General features: G+C 73.5%; 13 protein-coding genes and 1 tRNA gene. 4 read left to right on the top strand and 10 right to left on the bottom strand.

Annotation, left to right across the window (positions count from 1 at the left end):
• Positions 1 to 12 precede the first annotated feature (12 nt).
• The 6 genes from D6B71_RS07620 to rsmI all read right to left on the bottom strand — a co-directional run bounded on the left by D6B71_RS07620 (position 13) and on the right by rsmI (position 6,060).
• Positions 13 to 918 (bottom strand): 4-(cytidine 5'-diphospho)-2-C-methyl-D-erythritol kinase, encoded by a 906-nt coding sequence (locus D6B71_RS07620; protein WP_121253616.1) that lies wholly within the window; start codon positions 916 to 918, stop codon positions 13 to 15.
• Positions 915 to 1,805, bottom strand: a complete 891-nt coding sequence (rsmA, locus tag D6B71_RS07615; RefSeq protein WP_121253614.1) for a 16S rRNA (adenine(1518)-N(6)/adenine(1519)-N(6))-dimethyltransferase RsmA — start codon at positions 1,803 to 1,805, stop codon at positions 915 to 917. The genes D6B71_RS07620 and rsmA overlap by 4 nt, the downstream gene beginning before the upstream one ends.
• A 201-nt stretch (positions 1,806 to 2,006) precedes the next feature.
• Positions 2,007 to 3,179: a resuscitation-promoting factor gene (locus D6B71_RS23760; RefSeq protein ID WP_121253612.1), complete on the bottom strand. Its 1,173-nt coding sequence runs from the start codon at positions 3,177 to 3,179 to the stop codon at positions 2,007 to 2,009.
• 276 nt (positions 3,180 to 3,455) lie between these two features.
• Positions 3,456 to 4,316: a TatD family hydrolase gene (locus tag D6B71_RS07605; RefSeq protein ID WP_121253610.1), complete on the bottom strand. Its 861-nt coding sequence runs from the start codon at positions 4,314 to 4,316 to the stop codon at positions 3,456 to 3,458.
• Positions 4,313 to 5,179, bottom strand: a complete 867-nt coding sequence (locus tag D6B71_RS07600; protein WP_121253608.1) for an alpha/beta fold hydrolase — start codon at positions 5,177 to 5,179, stop codon at positions 4,313 to 4,315. The genes D6B71_RS07605 and D6B71_RS07600 overlap by 4 nt, the downstream gene beginning before the upstream one ends.
• Positions 5,176 to 6,060, bottom strand: a complete 885-nt coding sequence (rsmI, locus tag D6B71_RS07595) for a 16S rRNA (cytidine(1402)-2'-O)-methyltransferase (RefSeq protein WP_121253925.1) — start codon at positions 6,058 to 6,060, stop codon at positions 5,176 to 5,178. The genes D6B71_RS07600 and rsmI overlap by 4 nt, the downstream gene beginning before the upstream one ends.
• A gap of 151 nt (positions 6,061 to 6,211) precedes the next feature.
• Between rsmI and D6B71_RS07590 the strand changes: the two genes are divergently transcribed.
• From D6B71_RS07590 to D6B71_RS07575, 4 genes are all read left to right on the top strand, one after another.
• Positions 6,212 to 7,951, top strand: coding sequence for a SulP family inorganic anion transporter (locus D6B71_RS07590; RefSeq protein WP_240641205.1), 1,740 nt, complete (start codon positions 6,212 to 6,214; stop codon positions 7,949 to 7,951).
• A gap of 35 nt (positions 7,952 to 7,986) precedes the next feature.
• Positions 7,987 to 9,663 (top strand): dolichyl-phosphate-mannose--protein mannosyltransferase, encoded by a 1,677-nt coding sequence (locus D6B71_RS07585; protein WP_164519570.1) that lies wholly within the window; start codon positions 7,987 to 7,989, stop codon positions 9,661 to 9,663.
• Between the two features lie 19 nt (positions 9,664 to 9,682).
• Positions 9,683 to 10,090 (top strand): pyridoxamine 5'-phosphate oxidase family protein, encoded by a 408-nt coding sequence (locus D6B71_RS07580; RefSeq protein ID WP_121253919.1) that lies wholly within the window; start codon positions 9,683 to 9,685, stop codon positions 10,088 to 10,090.
• A 173-nt stretch (positions 10,091 to 10,263) separates the two neighbouring features.
• Positions 10,264 to 12,507 (top strand): glycoside hydrolase family 3 C-terminal domain-containing protein, encoded by a 2,244-nt coding sequence (locus tag D6B71_RS07575; protein ID WP_206051607.1) that lies wholly within the window; start codon positions 10,264 to 10,266, stop codon positions 12,505 to 12,507.
• Positions 12,508 to 12,534: 27 nt separating this feature from the next.
• Here D6B71_RS07575 and D6B71_RS07570 read toward each other — a convergent pair whose 3' ends face one another.
• The 4 genes from D6B71_RS07570 to D6B71_RS07555 form a co-directional block, all read right to left on the bottom strand.
• Positions 12,535 to 13,182, bottom strand: a complete 648-nt coding sequence (locus D6B71_RS07570) for a hypothetical protein (RefSeq protein WP_121253606.1) — start codon at positions 13,180 to 13,182, stop codon at positions 12,535 to 12,537.
• A gap of 143 nt (positions 13,183 to 13,325) precedes the next feature.
• Positions 13,326 to 13,994, bottom strand: coding sequence for a PIG-L deacetylase family protein (locus D6B71_RS07565; RefSeq protein WP_121253604.1), 669 nt, complete (start codon positions 13,992 to 13,994; stop codon positions 13,326 to 13,328).
• 68 nt (positions 13,995 to 14,062) lie between these two features.
• The gene (locus D6B71_RS07560; RefSeq protein ID WP_121253603.1) at positions 14,063 to 15,244 is read right to left on the bottom strand and encodes a WD40 repeat domain-containing protein; all 1,182 of its coding nucleotides are present in this window, start codon (positions 15,242 to 15,244) and stop codon (positions 14,063 to 14,065) included.
• A 156-nt stretch (positions 15,245 to 15,400) separates the two neighbouring features.
• A tRNA-Ala gene (locus D6B71_RS07555) sits at positions 15,401 to 15,476 on the bottom strand.
• Between the last annotated feature and the right edge of the window lie 106 nt (positions 15,477 to 15,582).

Here is a 15,582-nt window from a genome sequence, read left to right as displayed (position 1 = left end):
TCAGGGCCCGCATCAGGCGTACTCGACCAGGTGGGCGCCGGCCACCGGTCCCATGGTCGTGAGGACGACGGGGTGCTCCGGCCCGGTGAGCGCACCGGCCACCTCGCGGGCATGGTCGGCGCCCTCGCAGAGGAACACGCAGGTGGGGCCGGAGCCCGACACCAGCCCGCGCAGCGCACCGACCTCCTCGCCACGCTCGAGCAGCCGCCCCAGGTCGGGGCGCAGGTCGACCGCGGCCAGCTCCAGGTCGTTGTGCAGCGCGGCCGCGAGCAGGTAGGGGTCGCCGCTGGCCAGCGCCGCCACCACCTCGTCGGCCGACGGCGGCCGCTCGGGGGCGTCGGGCACCAGCTCGTCGAAGTGGCGGTAGACCCGCGGCGTGGAGAGTCCCTCCGGCGACGGCACCACCACCCACCACCAGGTGCCCCGGTCGGTCAGCGGGGTGACCAGCTCGCCACGGCCGGTGCCGAGGGCGGTGCCCCCGACCAGCGAGAACGGCACGTCGCTGCCGAGCTGGGCGGCCAGCCGCAGCAGGTCGGTGTCGGAGGTGTGCAGGTCCCAGAGCCGGTCCAGCGCCACCAGGGCCGCGGCCGCGTCGGCCGAGCCGCCCGCCAGCCCGCCGGCCACCGGGATCGCCTTGACCACCGACACCAGGCCGCGGCGCGGGACGCCGTGGAAGCCGGCGAGCAGCTCGGCGGCCCGGTCGACGATGTTCTCCCCGTCGGCCGGCAGCAGCCCCGGGTCGATCCAGTCGGGCAGCTTCGTGTGCACGCTCCACGTGTCGGCGTCGGCCACGGTGACGTCGTCGCACAGACCCACCGCGTGGTAGGCCGTCACCAACGGGTGGAAGCCGTCGGGACGCGGAGCCCCCACCCCGAGGTGCAGGTTGATCTTGGCCGGTGCGCGCACGGTCACGGTCACGAGCGCGGCTCCGCTGCGGTGTCGTCGCGCACGAGGTTCTCGGCGATCCGCACGAAGTCCTCGATCACCAGCGACTCGCCGCGGGCCGTCGGGTCGACCCCCGCCGCCTCGAGCGCCGCCTCCGCCGCCGCGGGCGACCCGGCCAGGCCGGACAGCGCCCCGCGCAGCACCTTGCGCCGCTGGGCGAACGCCGCGTCGACCACCGCGAACACCTGGGCCCGGCCGGCCGTGGTCTGCGGGGGCTCGCGGCGGGTCCAGGCGACGAGTCCGGAGTCGACGTTGGGAGCGGGCCAGAAGACCTTGCGCCCGACGGCGCCGGCCCGGCGTACGTCGGCGAACCAGGCTGCCTTCACCGACGGCACGCCGTACACGCGCGACCCCGGGGCGGCGGCCAGCCGGTCGGCGACCTCCGCCTGCACCATCACCAGGCCGCGCTCCAACGACGGCAGCAGCGCCAGCATGTGCAGCAGCACCGGCACCGAGACGTTGTAAGGCAGGTTGGCGACCAGCGCCGTGGGCGGCGGCCCGGGCACCGAGGTGATCCGCAGCGCGTCGGCCAGGACCACCTCGAACCGGTCGGCCCGCTCGGGAGCGAACTCCGCGACGGTGGCCGGCAGCCGCTCCGCGAGCAGCTCGTCGATCTCGATCGCGATCACCCGCCCGGCGGTCTCCAGCAGCGCCAGCGTCAACGACCCCAGCCCGGGACCGATCTCGACCACGACGTCGTCGGGGCCGACCCCGGCCTCGCGGACGATCCGGCGCACGGTGTTGGGGTCGATCACGAAGTTCTGGCCCCGCTGCTTGGTGGGGCGCAGGCCCAGCTCGGCGGCGAGCTGACGCACCTCCGCCGGCCCGAGCAGCCTCGGACCGGCGGAGCTGTCTGACATGGGGCCCAGGCTATCGGGCGCGGTGAACGCGGCCGACTCCGCCGTGGGTCTCGACACGCGGGTCACGGCTTCGCAAGCTCAGCCGTGCCGCTCGTGGTTCCTGAGGAGCCGAGGCACGAGGCGTCTCGAAGGGCTCGACCACCATCACGAGGCGTCTCGAAGGGCTCGACCATCATCACGAGGCCGGCTCCGCCGTCCTCGTCAGCGAGGGAGGCCGAGCTGCGCGGAGCAGTGCGGCCAGGCGCCGTAGCCGCCGCTGGCGTCACGCAGCTTGGTCGCGATCGCGATCTGGGTCTCGCGGCTCTGCTGGTGCGGGTAGCCGGGGCCGCCGTAGGCGCGCCACGTGCTGAGGCTGAACTGCAGGCCGCCGTAGTAGCCGTTGCCGGTGTTGATGGCCCAGTTGCCGCCGGACTCGCACTGGGCGAGGCGGTCCCACACGGTGCTGCCGCCGGCGTAGTTGGCGGCGACCACCGGCCGCTCCTTGGTGCCGACCCGCACGATCGCGTCGACCGGCTGGCGCACCACCTCGGCGCGCTTGACCTCGCGGTCCACGACCTCGCCGTTGCGGTAGGTCACCCGGTAGGTCACGTCGCGCACACCGGCGGCGCCGGAGCGCACGGTCTGGGTCTCGCCCTCGAAGATCGAGTCGTCGGCCCGCTCGACGGTGTCGAAGTCGATCGCCTCGGCCTTGACCCGCTCGTCGACCACCCGGATGTCGGTGAAGACCAACTTGTCGCCGTCGCGCAGCTCGTGGCCCAGCCGCGGCTGGGTGCGGTCGCGTCGGCCGACGTTCACCCCGAGCTCGGCGAGCGCGTCCTCGACGGTCAGCGCGGTGACCACGCGGCGTACCGGCTTGCGGCCGGCGATCTGCACGGTGATGGTCTTCGGCGTGACGACCTGCAGGGCCATGCCGTCGCGGCCGATGCTCGCGCCACGGCTCACCGACAGGTCGGCGGCGCCGAAGCCGCGCCCGATCTCGCCCAGCGCGGAGGCGACGTCGGTGGAGGTCACCCAGTAGGTCTGCTCCCGGCCGTCGACCTCGAGGGTCAGCTCGCGGCCGAACCGGACGCTGATGCGGGTGCCGTCCTCGACCTGCTCGTCGACGCCGGGCAGCACGATGTCGTGCTCGCCCAGCTCGATGCCCTCGTCGTCGAGGACCTCGCCGACCGTGCTGCCCATCGAGGTGACCTGCTTGGCCTCACCGTCGAGGGAGAGCGTCACCGACTTGCTCAGCGCGGTGTAGCCCAGCGTGGTGCCGGCGACCGCCAGCACCACCACGGCGGTCAGCGCGACCAGGATGACCCGGCTGCGCCGCGACCCCTCACCCGACGGGGTCGCACGGTTGGCCTGCCACTGTGCGATCTTGCTGCGCACGATTCTCCGAACGTCGTTCCTCCCGGGCCTCGGGCCAGCACACCGCACGGCAGCCCGCGGCGGGCGGACGTGGTGCGGGTCGGCCGGTGACTCCGAGACATCCTCCGAGGAGTGCGGTCACCGCCTGTGCTGGTCGCAATCGCTCCCGATCCCGGCCATCTGGCCGTCAACACCACCAAGGATCGGCAGCGAACGCAAACCCGCGAGTCGTTTTGTGGACAAACGTGAGCAGGCTCTCGACGGTTAAGAGACGGTCACGACGGGGTCACGGAGCGGTCACGACGGGCTGCCCCACGCCCCGCCGAACGCCGCGAAGGTGTTCGCCTCGATCGCCACGCAGAGGTCGGCGAGGTCCTCGCCGCGCACCTGCGCCATCGCCCGCACGGTCAGCGGCACGAGGTACGACGCGTTCGGCCGGCCGCGGTACGGCGTGGGCGTGAGGTAGGGCGCGTCGGTCTCGACCAGCACCCGGTCGCGAGGGGCCAGCGCGAGCGCGTCGCGCTGGGGCTGGGCGTTCTTGAACGTCACCGTGCCGGCGAACGAGAGGTGCGCGCCGCGGTCGAGGCAGCGGCGTGCGACGTCGGCGTCGCCGGAGAAGCAGTGCATCACCCACCGGGGCGGGGCGCCCTCCTCGTCGATCACGGCCAGCACCTCCTCGTGCGCGTCGCGGTCGTGGATGACCAGGGTCTTGTCGAGGCGCTTGGCGAGGTCGATGTGGCGGCGGAACGACTCGACCTGCCCGGCGCGACCGTCCTCGCCGGTGCGGAAGTGGTCCAGGCCGGTCTCGCCGACGGCCCGCACCTTGGGGTGCGCGCCGGCGAGCCGCTCGATCTCCGCGAGCGCCTCCTCCAGCCGCCCTTCGGCGGCCAGCCGGGGCGCCTCGTTGGGGTGCAGCGCGACCCCGGCGACCAGCGCGTCGTACGACGCCGCGGCCTCGACCGCCCACCGGGCGCCGGGCAGGTCGCAGCCGATCTGCACGATCCGGGTGACGCCCACGGCGGCGGCGGCCGCGAGGGCGTCGTCGACCGCGAGCCCTTCGCCCCGGCCACCGCCGGTGGCGGCGATGTCGAGATGGCAGTGGTTGTCGACGACCGGGTGCGGCAGCGGCTCCGGCGCCGGAGGACGCGCGGCGCTCACGCCGGCCCCGCTTCGCCGATGCGGTCCAGCACCGCCGCAGCGAGCTCGTCGGGAGCCTGGGTGGGGATCCAGTGGGTCACGCCGTCGAGCTCGACGAAGGTGTAGTCCGCCTCGACGTAGCGGCCGGTGCGCTCGGCGCCCTTGCGGTCGATCGCCGGGTCGCGGTCGCTCCACACGAAGGTGGTCGGCACGGTGATCGTCGGGTCGAGCATGCTGCGGTCGGCGGAGAACGGGATCGCGCGGTACCAGTTGAGCGCCGGGCCCAGCGCGCCGTCGGCGACCATCTCGGCACGGAACCTCTCGACCTCGTCCTCGGTCATGCCGAAGCGGCGCAGCGACCGCTCGAACGGCCCGCCGGGGCGGGCGCTGAGCTCGGGGAGGAACGGCAGCTGGAAGAACCCGATGTAGGTGGAGCGCAGCGCCTGGGGGCCGAGCATCGCCTCGCCGTAGGCGCGCGGGTGCGGCACCGACACGGCGGTCCAGGTGCGCAGCAGCGCGGGGTGCTGCGCGGCGACCATCCAGCCGACCACGGCACCCCAGTCGTGGCCGACGAGGTGGACCGGCCCCGGTGCGGTGCGCTGCACCTCGCCGATCAGCTCGGCCACGTCGGCGACCAGGTGCTGGATGCGGTAGTCGCGGCGGCGCGGCGGCCGGGCGCCGGGCGAGTAGCCGCGCTGGTCGGGAGCGACCGTGCGCAGGCCTCTGGCGTGCAGCAGCGGCGCGACCTCGCGCCAGCTGGTGGAGCGCTCCGGGAAGCCGTGCAGCAGCACCACCACGGGCCCGTCGAGCGGGCCCTCGTCGCGGACGTCGAAGGTCAGCCCGTCGCGGGCGAACGAGTCGATCCGCTGCTTCGGCACGCTCACGACGCTCCTCCTGCACCGTGGACGAGGTTGTAGACCTCGCGTTTGGGCACCCCGGCCAGCCTGGCCACCTCCACGATCGCCTCCTTGCGGCTCATCCCCTGCTCCTCACGCTCGGCCACCGCCGCCCGCAGGCTGTCGTCGTCGGCGGCGACGCCGGCCACCGGCGCGGCGCCGGCGACGACCACGGTGACCTCGCCGCGTACGCCGTCGGCGGCCCAGGCGGCCAGCTCCTCCAGTGGCCCGCGCCGGACCTCCTCATGCGTCTTGGTCAGCTCGCGGCACACCGCGCCAGGCCGGTCGCCGCCGAAGGCCTCGGCCATCGCCGCCAGCGCGGCCTCGGTGCGGTGCGGCGCCTCGAAGAACACCATGGTGCGCTCCTCCGCGGCCAGCCCGGCCAGCCGCCGGGAACGCTCCCCGGCCTTGCGCGGCAGGAACCCCTCGAAGCAGAAGCGGTCGACCGGCAGCCCGGACACCGCGAGCGCGGTGAGCACCGCCGACGGCCCGGGCACGGCGGTCACCCGGACGCCGGCGTCGACGGCCGCGACCACCAGCCGGTAGCCGGGGTCGGACACGCTCGGCATCCCGGCGTCGGTGACCAGCAGCACCCGCTCGCCGGCGAGCAGCGCGTCGAGCAGCACCGGGGTGCGCGCGGACTCGTTGCCCTCGAAGTACGACACGACGCGCCCGCCCAGGGTGACCCCGAGGTCGCCGGTGAGCCGCCTGAGCCGGCGAGTGTCCTCGGCGGCGACCACGTCGGCTCCGGCCAGCTCCTCGGCGAGCCGCGGCGGCGCGTCGGCGACCCGGCCGATCGGCGTCGCGGCGAGCACCAGCACCCCCGGCTCGTCGTCCCGGTCGCGGTCGCTCGGGTCACTGGCTGCCATGCCCTCGATCATCGCAGCCCGGTGCTGCGCCGGTTCTCGGGGCGGCGTTCGCATGTAACGCGGTGTCCCGGTATCTGGTGCGGTGTCCGGACACCGCGGAAGATACCGGGACACCGCGTTACAGGCCGCCTCGGAGCGGGACACTGGCCTCGTGCCGCATCAACTGACCCGCACCAGCGCCGTCCGCGGACCGCTGCTGCCGGGGTGGCACACCCTGCGCCACTACGACCGCTCCTGGCTGCGCGGCGACCTGGTCGGCGGCGTCACCGTCGCGGCGTACCTCGTGCCCCAGGTCATGGCGTACGCCGCGGTGGCCGGGCTGCCGGCCGTCACCGGGCTGTGGGCGGCGCTGGCTCCGCTGGCCGTCTACGCGCTGCTCGGCTCATCCCGCCAGCTCTCGGTCGGCCCGGAGTCGACCACCGCGCTGATGACCGCGGCCGCCGTCGGGGCGATGACGCTGGGCGACCCGGAGCGGTACGCCGAGGCGGCCGCGGCGCTGGCGATCGTGGTCGGCGCGGTCTGTCTCGCCGGGCGGGTGCTGCGGATCGGCTTCGTCGCGGACCTGCTCTCGCGGCCGGTGCTGATCGGCTACCTGGCCGGCATCGCGGCGCTGATGATCGTCGGACAGCTGGGACGGCTGACCGGCATCGAGGTCGAGGGCGACGGCCCGCTGGAGGAGACGGCGTACGCGCTGGGCCACCTCGGCGAGGCACACCTGCCCACGGTCGTCGTCGCCGGCGCGGTCACCGCCGGCCTGCTGCTCGCCCAGCGGTGGCGACCACACTGGCCCAACCCCCTGCTCGGCATGCTGCTGGCCGCCGCCGCGGTGCAGCTGCTCGGCCTGGAGGCCGACGGGGTGGGCACCGTCGGAGCGATCCCGGCGGGGCTGCCGGTGCCCGGGCTGCCCGACGTGTCCTGGGAGGTCGTGGCGGAGCTGGCGCTGCCGGCCGTCGGCGTCGCCGTGGTCGGCTACACCGACAACATGCTCGACGCCCGCGCGTTCGCGGCCCGGCACCGCGACCACGTCGACCCCGACCAGGAGCTGCTGGCCCTGGGCGCGATCAACATCGGCTCCGGCCTGTTCCAGGGGTTCCCGGTGAGCAGCAGCGGCAGCCGCACCGTGATCGGTGACGCGCTGGGGGTGCGCAGCCAGCTGCACTCACTGGTGGCGCTGGCGACCGTGCTCGTCGGCATCCTGGCCCTGCGTCCGGTGCTCGGGTCGTTCCCGCAGGCGGCGCTGGGCGGGGTGGTCACCTACGCCGCGATCGGGCTGGTCGACACCGCCGAGATCCGGCGGATCGCCCGGTTCCGGCGCAGCGAGCTGGTGCTGGTCGCCGCGACCACCGTCAGCGTGCTGCTGCTCGGCGTGCTGGCCGGCATCGCGGCCGCCGTCGGCCTCTCGATCCTCGACCTGCTCCGCCGGGTCGCCCGCGGCCACGACGGCATCCTCGGCTTCGTGCCCGGCCTGGCCGGCATGCACGACGTCGACGACCACCCGACCGCCGGCACCGTCGACGGCCTGGTGGTCTACCGCTACGACTCGCCGCTGTTCTTCGCCAACGCCGACGACTTCCGGCAGCGGGCCCGGCAGGCGGTGCTCGACGCCGACCCGGCCGCGGAGTGGCTGCTGCTGAACATGGAGGCCAACGTCGAGGTCGACCTGACCGCGCTCGACGCGCTGGAGGAGCTCCGGGCCGACCTCGAGCACCGCGGCGTCGTGCTCGCGCTGGCCAGGGTCAAGCAGGACCTGCGCGAGGACCTGGACCGCTCCGGCCTCACCGAGCGGATCGGCGCGGGCCGCCTCTACGCCACCCTGCCCACCGCCGTCGCCGCGTACGCCGCGTGGTACGCCGCACGGCACGGCCGCGAGCCCGGCGGCCTGCCCGGCTGAGGGCGCACCATGGCCGCATTCTCTAGAGTTCCCGCGTGACCGACACCGCTCCCGCGCCCGAGCGCGACCGCGTGGTCGGGCTCTCCCGCGCCGCGGACGGTCACCCGGTGCCGCTGGCCGGGCGCCGGGCGCTGCCTCGTGTCGGCGACGACCGGCTCACCTCGTGGGCCGCCGCGATCGGGGTGGCGCTGCTGGCGCTGTTCCTGCGGCTGTGGCGGCTCGGCGAGCCGCACCAGTTCGAGTTCGACGAGACCTACTACGCCAAGGACGCCTGGTCGCTGCTGAACTTCGGCTACGTCCGCGAGTACGCCGACGACGCCAACGAGCAGATCCTCGACGGCACGGTCACCGGCCTGTGGCAGGACGACCCGTCGATGATCGTGCACCCCGAGGTCGGCAAGTGGCTGATCGCGCTGGGCCAGCAGCTGTTCGGGATGGACCCGTTCGGGTGGCGCTTCTCTGCCGCGGTCGTCGGCGCGCTGAGCGTGCTGGTGATGTGCCGGCTCGCTCGGCGGCTGACCGGCTCGACGCTGCTCGGCTGCACCGCGGGGCTGCTGCTCAGCCTCGACGGCCTGCACTTCGTGCTGTCCCGGGTCGCGCTGCTCGACATCTTCTTGATGTTCTTCACGCTCAGCGCGGTGGCCTGCGTGGTCGCCGACCGCGACTGGCACCGCGCCAAGCTGGCGCGGCTGCTCGGCGGGGCCGACGCGACCGCGACCGGCTGGGGCCCGGTGCGGGGGCTGCTGTTCCGGCCCTGGCTGCTCGGCGCCGGGGTCTGCTTCGGTCTCGCGGTCGGCACCAAGTGGACCGCGCTCTACCCGCTGGCCGCGTTCGGCCTGCTGGTCTGGCTGTGGAGCGCGGGCGCGCGCCGGTCGTTCGGGGTGCGGTGGGCAACGCTGCGCTCCGCCGTGGTCGACGGGGCCACGGCGTTCGTGCACCTCGTGGTGGTGGCGCTGGCGGTCTACCTGATGTCGTGGACCGGCTGGCTGATCCACGCCGAGGAGTACGAGCAGCACCTCTCGGCCACCCAGTACACCCACCACGACGGCGGGCAGACCTGGCCCACCCGCGACGAGCCGGACGCCGCCGGCCCGGGCGAGGTGGTGCAGTCGCTGCGCTCGCTGTGGTTCTACCACCGCGATCTCTACGCCTTCCACACACACTTCCTCAACGACAGCGACCACACCTACCAGTCGATGCCCTCGGGCTGGCTGCTGCTCAACCGGCCCGTGGGGGTGGCCGCCGAGACCGACATCCAGCCGGGCGTCGACGGCTGCGACGCCCCGGAGGGCAGCGACTGCCTGCGCCAGGTGCTGCTGATCGGCACACCCACCATCTGGTGGGGCGGCATCCTCGCGCTGCTGCTCTCGGTCGCGACCTGGCTGGGGGCTCGCGACTGGCGGGCGGGCGTGGTGGTGGTCGGCACCGCCTCGACGTGGCTGCCCTGGCTGGCCTACGACGACCGGCCGATCTTCCTGTTCTACGCCGCGCTGACGCTGCCGTTCGTCGTGCTCGCGCTGGTGCTCGCGATGGGCCGCCTGATCGGGTCCTCGCGTGCCCCCACCCCCCGGCGTACCGTCGGGGTGGTCGTCGCCGGCTCGTTCGTGGTGCTGACGCTGGTGAACTTCGCCTGGTTCTGGCCGATCTGGACCAACCAGCTGCTCACCCACTCGGAGTGGCTCGACCGGATCTGGTTCTCGCGATGGATCTGAGCACGGATCCGAGGTGCCGATGAGCTCGTGGGCGCCTGGCTGGGAGTCGTTCCCCGAGCCGTTGCTGGAGTTCTGGACCGAGCGGCACCTGTGCACGCTCACCACGCCGTACGCCGACGGGCGCCCGCACGTGGTGCCGGTCGGGGTGGCCCTCGACCTCGAGCAGCGCTGCGCCTGGGTGATCACCGGCGGCGCGTCGGTGAAGGCCCGGCAGCTCGCGACGCCCACGCCGGTCGCGGCCTGCCAGGTCGACGGGCGCCGCTGGTCGACGCTGGAGGGCACCGCGGTGGTGCTCGACGACGAGGCGTCGTTGGCGCGCGCCGTCGAGCGGTACGCCGCCCGCTACCGGCAGCCGCGCGTCAACCCCGAGCGGGTGGCGGTGCGCATCGAGGTCGACCGGTTCCTGTTCTCCCGCGGCCTGGCCTGATCGGCACCGATGCTGGGTCTCGGCAAGCTCGACCACCGACTCTCGGCAAGCTCGACCACCGGCCGTGACCGGCGAGACACCCGCCGTCCGATAACCGCACCCGGTCTCCGCCGTTGACCAAGGTGGCGCCCGCTTCCGTGCGCCACGGACGAGAAGGTCGGCGGAGGAGAGCGATGAAGAAGCGGAGTCGACGCCTCACGGCGATGGCCGCGGCCTCGACGATCACGGCGAGCATGCTGGTGGCGCTGTCGGGAGGGGTGAGCGGCACCGACAGAGCGGCCGCCGCGGAGGATCCGTGCGCCGCCTGGATGGACCCCGCCGACAGCCCCTCCGAGCGGGCCGACGCCCTGGTCGCGGCGATGGATCTGGACCAGAAGTTGCACATGGTGACGTTCAGCAACCCGTCGTGGTTCTTCTACTGGGGCACCGCCGGCCACGTGAGCGGCCAGCCCGAGCTCTGCATCCCCGACCTGGTGCTCAGCGACGCCGGCTCAGGCGTTGCCGGGTTCCAGATCGCCACCACGACCTTCCCCTCCGGCGTGGTCCAGGCCTCCACCTGGGACCCCCGCCTGCAGCGGCGGCTGGGCCGCGCGATCGGCGCCGAGGCGCACCTGAAGGGCATCAACGTGATGCTCGCACCCGGCATGAACATCGCCCGGACCCCCTACCTGGGCCGCAACTTCGAGTACTTCGGCGAGGACCCCTTCCTGGCCTCCCGCACCGCGGTGTCGGTGATCAAGGGCCTGCAGCAGAACCCGGTGATCGCGGACGCGAAGCACTTCGCGGTCAACAACCAGGAGACCGACCGGATGACCGTCGACGCCCGCGTCGACGAGCGCACGATGCGCGAGATCTACCTGCCGGCGTTCGAGGCGTCGGTGAAGGAGGCGAGGGTCGGCTCGGTCATGTGCGCCTACAACCGGGTCAACGGGCCCTACGCGTGCGAGAACCCGACGCTGCTCACCGACGTCCTGCGCGACGACTGGGGATTCGACGGGTTCGTGGTCTCCGACTGGGGCGCGGTGCACTCCACGGCCCCGTCGGCCAACGCCGGGCTCGACCTGGAGATGCACGCGGTGGAGATCCCGCTGCCGGAGTCGTCGGTCACCGGCACCGGCGGCCGCTTCTTCGGGGCCGACTCGATGAAGGCCGCGCTGGCGGCGGGCGAGATCACCCAGCAGCGGATCGACGACATGGTGCGCAACATCGTGCGGCCGATGTTCCGGCTCGGGCTGTTCGAGGACCCGGTGGCGCCCGGCGCCGAGCCGTTCCTGCGCGACGTGACCACCCCCGAGCGGCTGGCGCTGGCCCGCGAGGTCGCCGCCGACGGGACGGTCATGCTGAAGAACCGCGACGGCCTGCTCCCCCTGGACGACGCCTCGCCCGACGGTGGGCGCACGATCGCGGTGATCGGCTGGGCGGCGAACCCGATCGGCGCCTCCAACGCGACCGCCGGGGGCGGCTCCTCGCACGGCTCGGGCCTGCCGCCGCGGGTGGTCAGCCCGCTGCAGGGCATCCTGGCCGAGGCCCGCGACCGCGGTGACCGGGTGGTGTACGTCGAGGGCTCCGCGGGCGTCGACGCCGAGCTCGCGGCCGCGGCCGCCGACGTCGTGGTGGTCGTCGCCACCGACGGCGCCACCGAGGGCTCGGACCGGCCCGACCTCGGACTGCGCCCGAGCGCCTGCGTCGCGGTGTTCTGCACCAGCCTCCCCAGCCGGCAGGAGGAGATGATCGCGGCAGCTACCGCCGCCAACCCGAACACCGTCGTGGTGCTCGACATCGGCGGTCCGGTGCGGATGCCCTGGCTCGACGACGCCGGCGCGGTGCTGGTGCCGTGGTACGGCGGGCTCGAGCACGGCACCGCCCTGGCCGAGATCCTCTACGGCGAGCGCGAGCCGGGCGGTCGGCTGCCGCAGACCTTCCCGCGGGACGAGGAGCAGGCGAGCTTCGACCCGGCCGCCTACCCCGGGGTCGACGACACCGCCACCTACTCCGAGGGGCTGCTCGTGGGCTACCGGTGGTACGACGCGATGGGCGAGCGGCCGCTCTTCCCGTTCGGGTTCGGCCTCGGCTACACGACCTTCGACTACTCCGGCCTCGACGTGCGGCGCACCCGGCAGGGCGCGGTGGCCCGGTTCACGGTGCGCAACACCGGTGATCGCGCGGGGTCGACGGTCCCCCAGGTCTACGTCTCGGCGCCGCGCGCCACCGGCGAGCCGCCCCGCCAGCTCAAGGGCTTCACGAAGGTGCGGCTGGCGCCGGGCGACTCCCGCCGGGTCACGGTGCGGTTGGACCGCCGGGCGTTCGCGCACTGGGACGTCGACGCCGACCGGTGGGTGGTCTCCCCGGGTCGCTACGGCGTGCTGGTCGGTCCGCACTCGCGTGACCTGCCGCTCTCCGGCACGGTGCGGCGGTAGTCGTCACGACCCCCCGGCAGGGCGGGCTCAGACGACCCCGGCCGCCATCGCCAGCTGCACGGCACCGGCGACCAGCGACAGCCCGGAGACGACCAGCAACGAGACGCTCACGACGTACCGGCTGAAGAGGGTGGCGATACCGCCGAAGAACAGCGTGATCGCCAGCAGCACCGTCGACAGCTCGAAGTCGTCGCCGGTGTCGTCGGCCGCCGCCGCCTCGTCGAAGGCCCTGACCGACTCCGCCGACTTCTGCTCGGCCTGCTCCAGCTCGACCAGCGTGTAGGGGTTGCCGTCGATCTCGTCGAACGGGGTGATCGCGTCGTCGGTGTCGAGCCACCACTCGATCGCCTCCACCAGCTCGGGACGCATCAGCGTGAGCAGGTAGTCGGCGGTCTCGACCGCGGTCGGCGCATCGTCCTGCAGGGTGGTGGCGTACTCCACGAACAGCTGCCGGTCCCCGGTCTGGATCTGGGTCGCCTGGGCGTTGAGCCGGTTGGCCTCGGTCAGCGCGGACGTCGACTGGGTGTAGCCGGCCAGCGCCTCGCCGTCCTTGAGTGCGCCCTGGTAGGCGGAGAACGCGGTCATCGTGGCGGCGAGGCCGAGGAAGATCGCGGCGAACAGCGCGAGCCGGTTCTCGGCGCGCTCGTGGGGGGTCTCGACGAACGCGTGGGTCAACGCGGGCTCCTTCAGCGGCAGGGCGGGGGCAGCCCGAGCGGCCGGAGGACAACCCGGCAGAAACTACTGGTCGGGGCGCCTGCTCGCGGCACAACACCGGAAGAGGCCGGTGACGTGCGCCACGGAGGGCCGAGGCGGTCGGGTCACCCGGCCGGCCGGCGCAGCCACGCCAGGTGCTCCCGGTCGCCGGAGAGCTCGAGGCGTCGCCACAGCACGCTGCCGGGCACGGCCTGGCTGGGGTGGCAGGCGACCGCCGCGAGCTGGCGGGTCCGGTCGACCTCCACGACCAGGTCGATGTCGTCGGCGGCCCGGCCCACGAACGGGACACCGTGCTCCGCGAGGAGCCGCTCCGCGACGTCGTCGGGCAGCGTCCAGGCGAGCACCGGCAGCCGGAGGCGCTCGCCGGCGGCGACCGCCGCCTCCGTGGCGCGCATGTGGTCGGGGTGCCCGGTCAGGCCGGTGCGGTCGAAGCCGATGAGCGTGTCCGCACCCACCTCAGCGGCCAGGTCGGTCACCTCGCCGACCAGCGTCGGCAGATCGACGTCGGCCAGGGCGCTGTCGGGGTAGTCGCGCAGCGACACACGGTCGATGCCCAGTTCGGCGGCGGCCGCGGTCAGCTCGGCGGCGCGCAGCTCGTGCAGGTCGCCCTCGACCCCGTGCAGCGTCGAGGCCTCACCACGGGTCAGGCACAGCACGGAGACCCGGACGCCCCGGTCGGCGTAGGCCGACAGCACCGCCCCGAGCCCGAACGACTCGTCGTCGGGGTGGGCGACCACCGCGAGCACCGACGCTGACGCAGGCAACCGATCCATGCGGACATGGTGGCGCGCGGGCGTCGTCGGGGCCAGGGACCTCGGACCCGGCCCAGCGCCAGGCTCGGTCACTCGTAGCTGTAGACGATCACCAGCGGCCGGCCGCCGGTGAAGCCGGTGTAGGTGGGCACCAGGATCCGGCCGGCGGCCGGCCCCCTGCTCGGCGACTGCACCGCCTGGGGACCGTAGAGCTCCTCACCCTGCGACGCGTGCAGCGGCTCGAGGGTCGTGGCGTCGAGCGTGACGAACGAGGGGTTGTCGGCGGGGCTGGAGCGCCACATCGTCGCGAAGAGGTGGTCGCCGTCGGGTGAGACCACGACGTCGGTGCCGCCCTCGAACCCGTCGACCCGCTTGACCCGCACCAGCCTCCGCTTCTTGAGGTTCACCTCCGCGATGCGCATCGGGTCCTCGGAGCTGAACGACTGCACGAAGGCGCGGGTGCTGGCGCGGTTGAAGGCGATCGCCTCGGGCGAGAACTGCACCGGGATGCGCTTGAGCTTGGTCATCCGGCCCTTCCGGTTCAGCCGATAGACCATCAGGTAGTCGTCGACCGAGCTGGAGGAGGTGACCACCAGCCTGTTGTTCGGGGCGACGTCGACCCGGCCGTGCCACTCGAGCGCCTTCACCCGGGAGATCTTGCGCGGCTTGCGTGGCTTGGCCAGCGAGAACACCTGGATGCCGCTGCCGTCGCCGAACCCGCCGATCTCGTAGCCGTACTTGGCGAGCAGGAACCTGCCGTTGGGCGAGATCTCGATGTCGAAGACGTCGGAGGGGGCGAGACGGTAGCGGCGCAACGTGGCGACCTTCTTCGCCCGGTTCTTGCGCAGGTCGACGACGAAGAGCTGGTCGGTGTCCTCCAGGACGTACGCCGTGCGCCCGTCCTTGGCGAGCACCACCCGGCCGCCGAACACCGCGGTCGACTGCGCGGTGATCACCGGGTCGCCGCTGGTGAGCCGCAGCACCTGCAGCCAGTCGCCGCCCACCGCGACCGCGCGCTTGCCGTCCGCTGAGACCGCGAGGTCGCGCACCCCGGTGGTGGTCTCGGGCAGCCTCACCTGACCGATGTCGCTGAGGGTCAGGTCTTCGCCACCGCGCGCGCCCGCCGGGGCGAGCGCGCCCGTTCCGACCGCAGCGTCGGCGGACGGCGCGCCGTCCGCGGCGACGGCCAGCTGGGTCGTCGCCAGTGACCCGGCGACGAGCAGCCCGAGCAGGGCTCGGGAGAGGCGTGCGTGCTTGCGCGAGAAGTCCATATCTCCCCCGGTGGCCGAGAGCCGGGCCCGCGGCGCGGCGCGGTCATGCCCCCCACGGGCATGCCCGGGCAGGCTAGCCCAGGAACGGTGGGGAAGAGAAGGGCAAGCCGCGGCGAGGAGCCGCATCGGCGAGGCACGGATCGTGCCCGACGGTGGTGGTGGAGCTGAGGGGATTCGAACCCCTGACCTTCTCATTGCGAACGAGACGCGCTACCAACTGCGCCACAGCCCCAAGCGGTGGGAAACGTTAGCACCTGCGACCGGTGCGGCCGAATCCCGGGTGGTGCGTCATCGTGTGGATCTGCAGGCACCCCGTGCGTGGAGTTCCACACGATCCT

It is taken from the genome of Nocardioides ferulae (assembly GCF_003660455.1).
Lineage (GTDB): Bacteria > Actinomycetota > Actinomycetes > Propionibacteriales > Nocardioidaceae > Nocardioides > Nocardioides ferulae.
The sequence above is the reverse complement of the archived record's forward strand: the minus strand, read 5'-3'. Positions and strand labels throughout refer to the sequence as shown.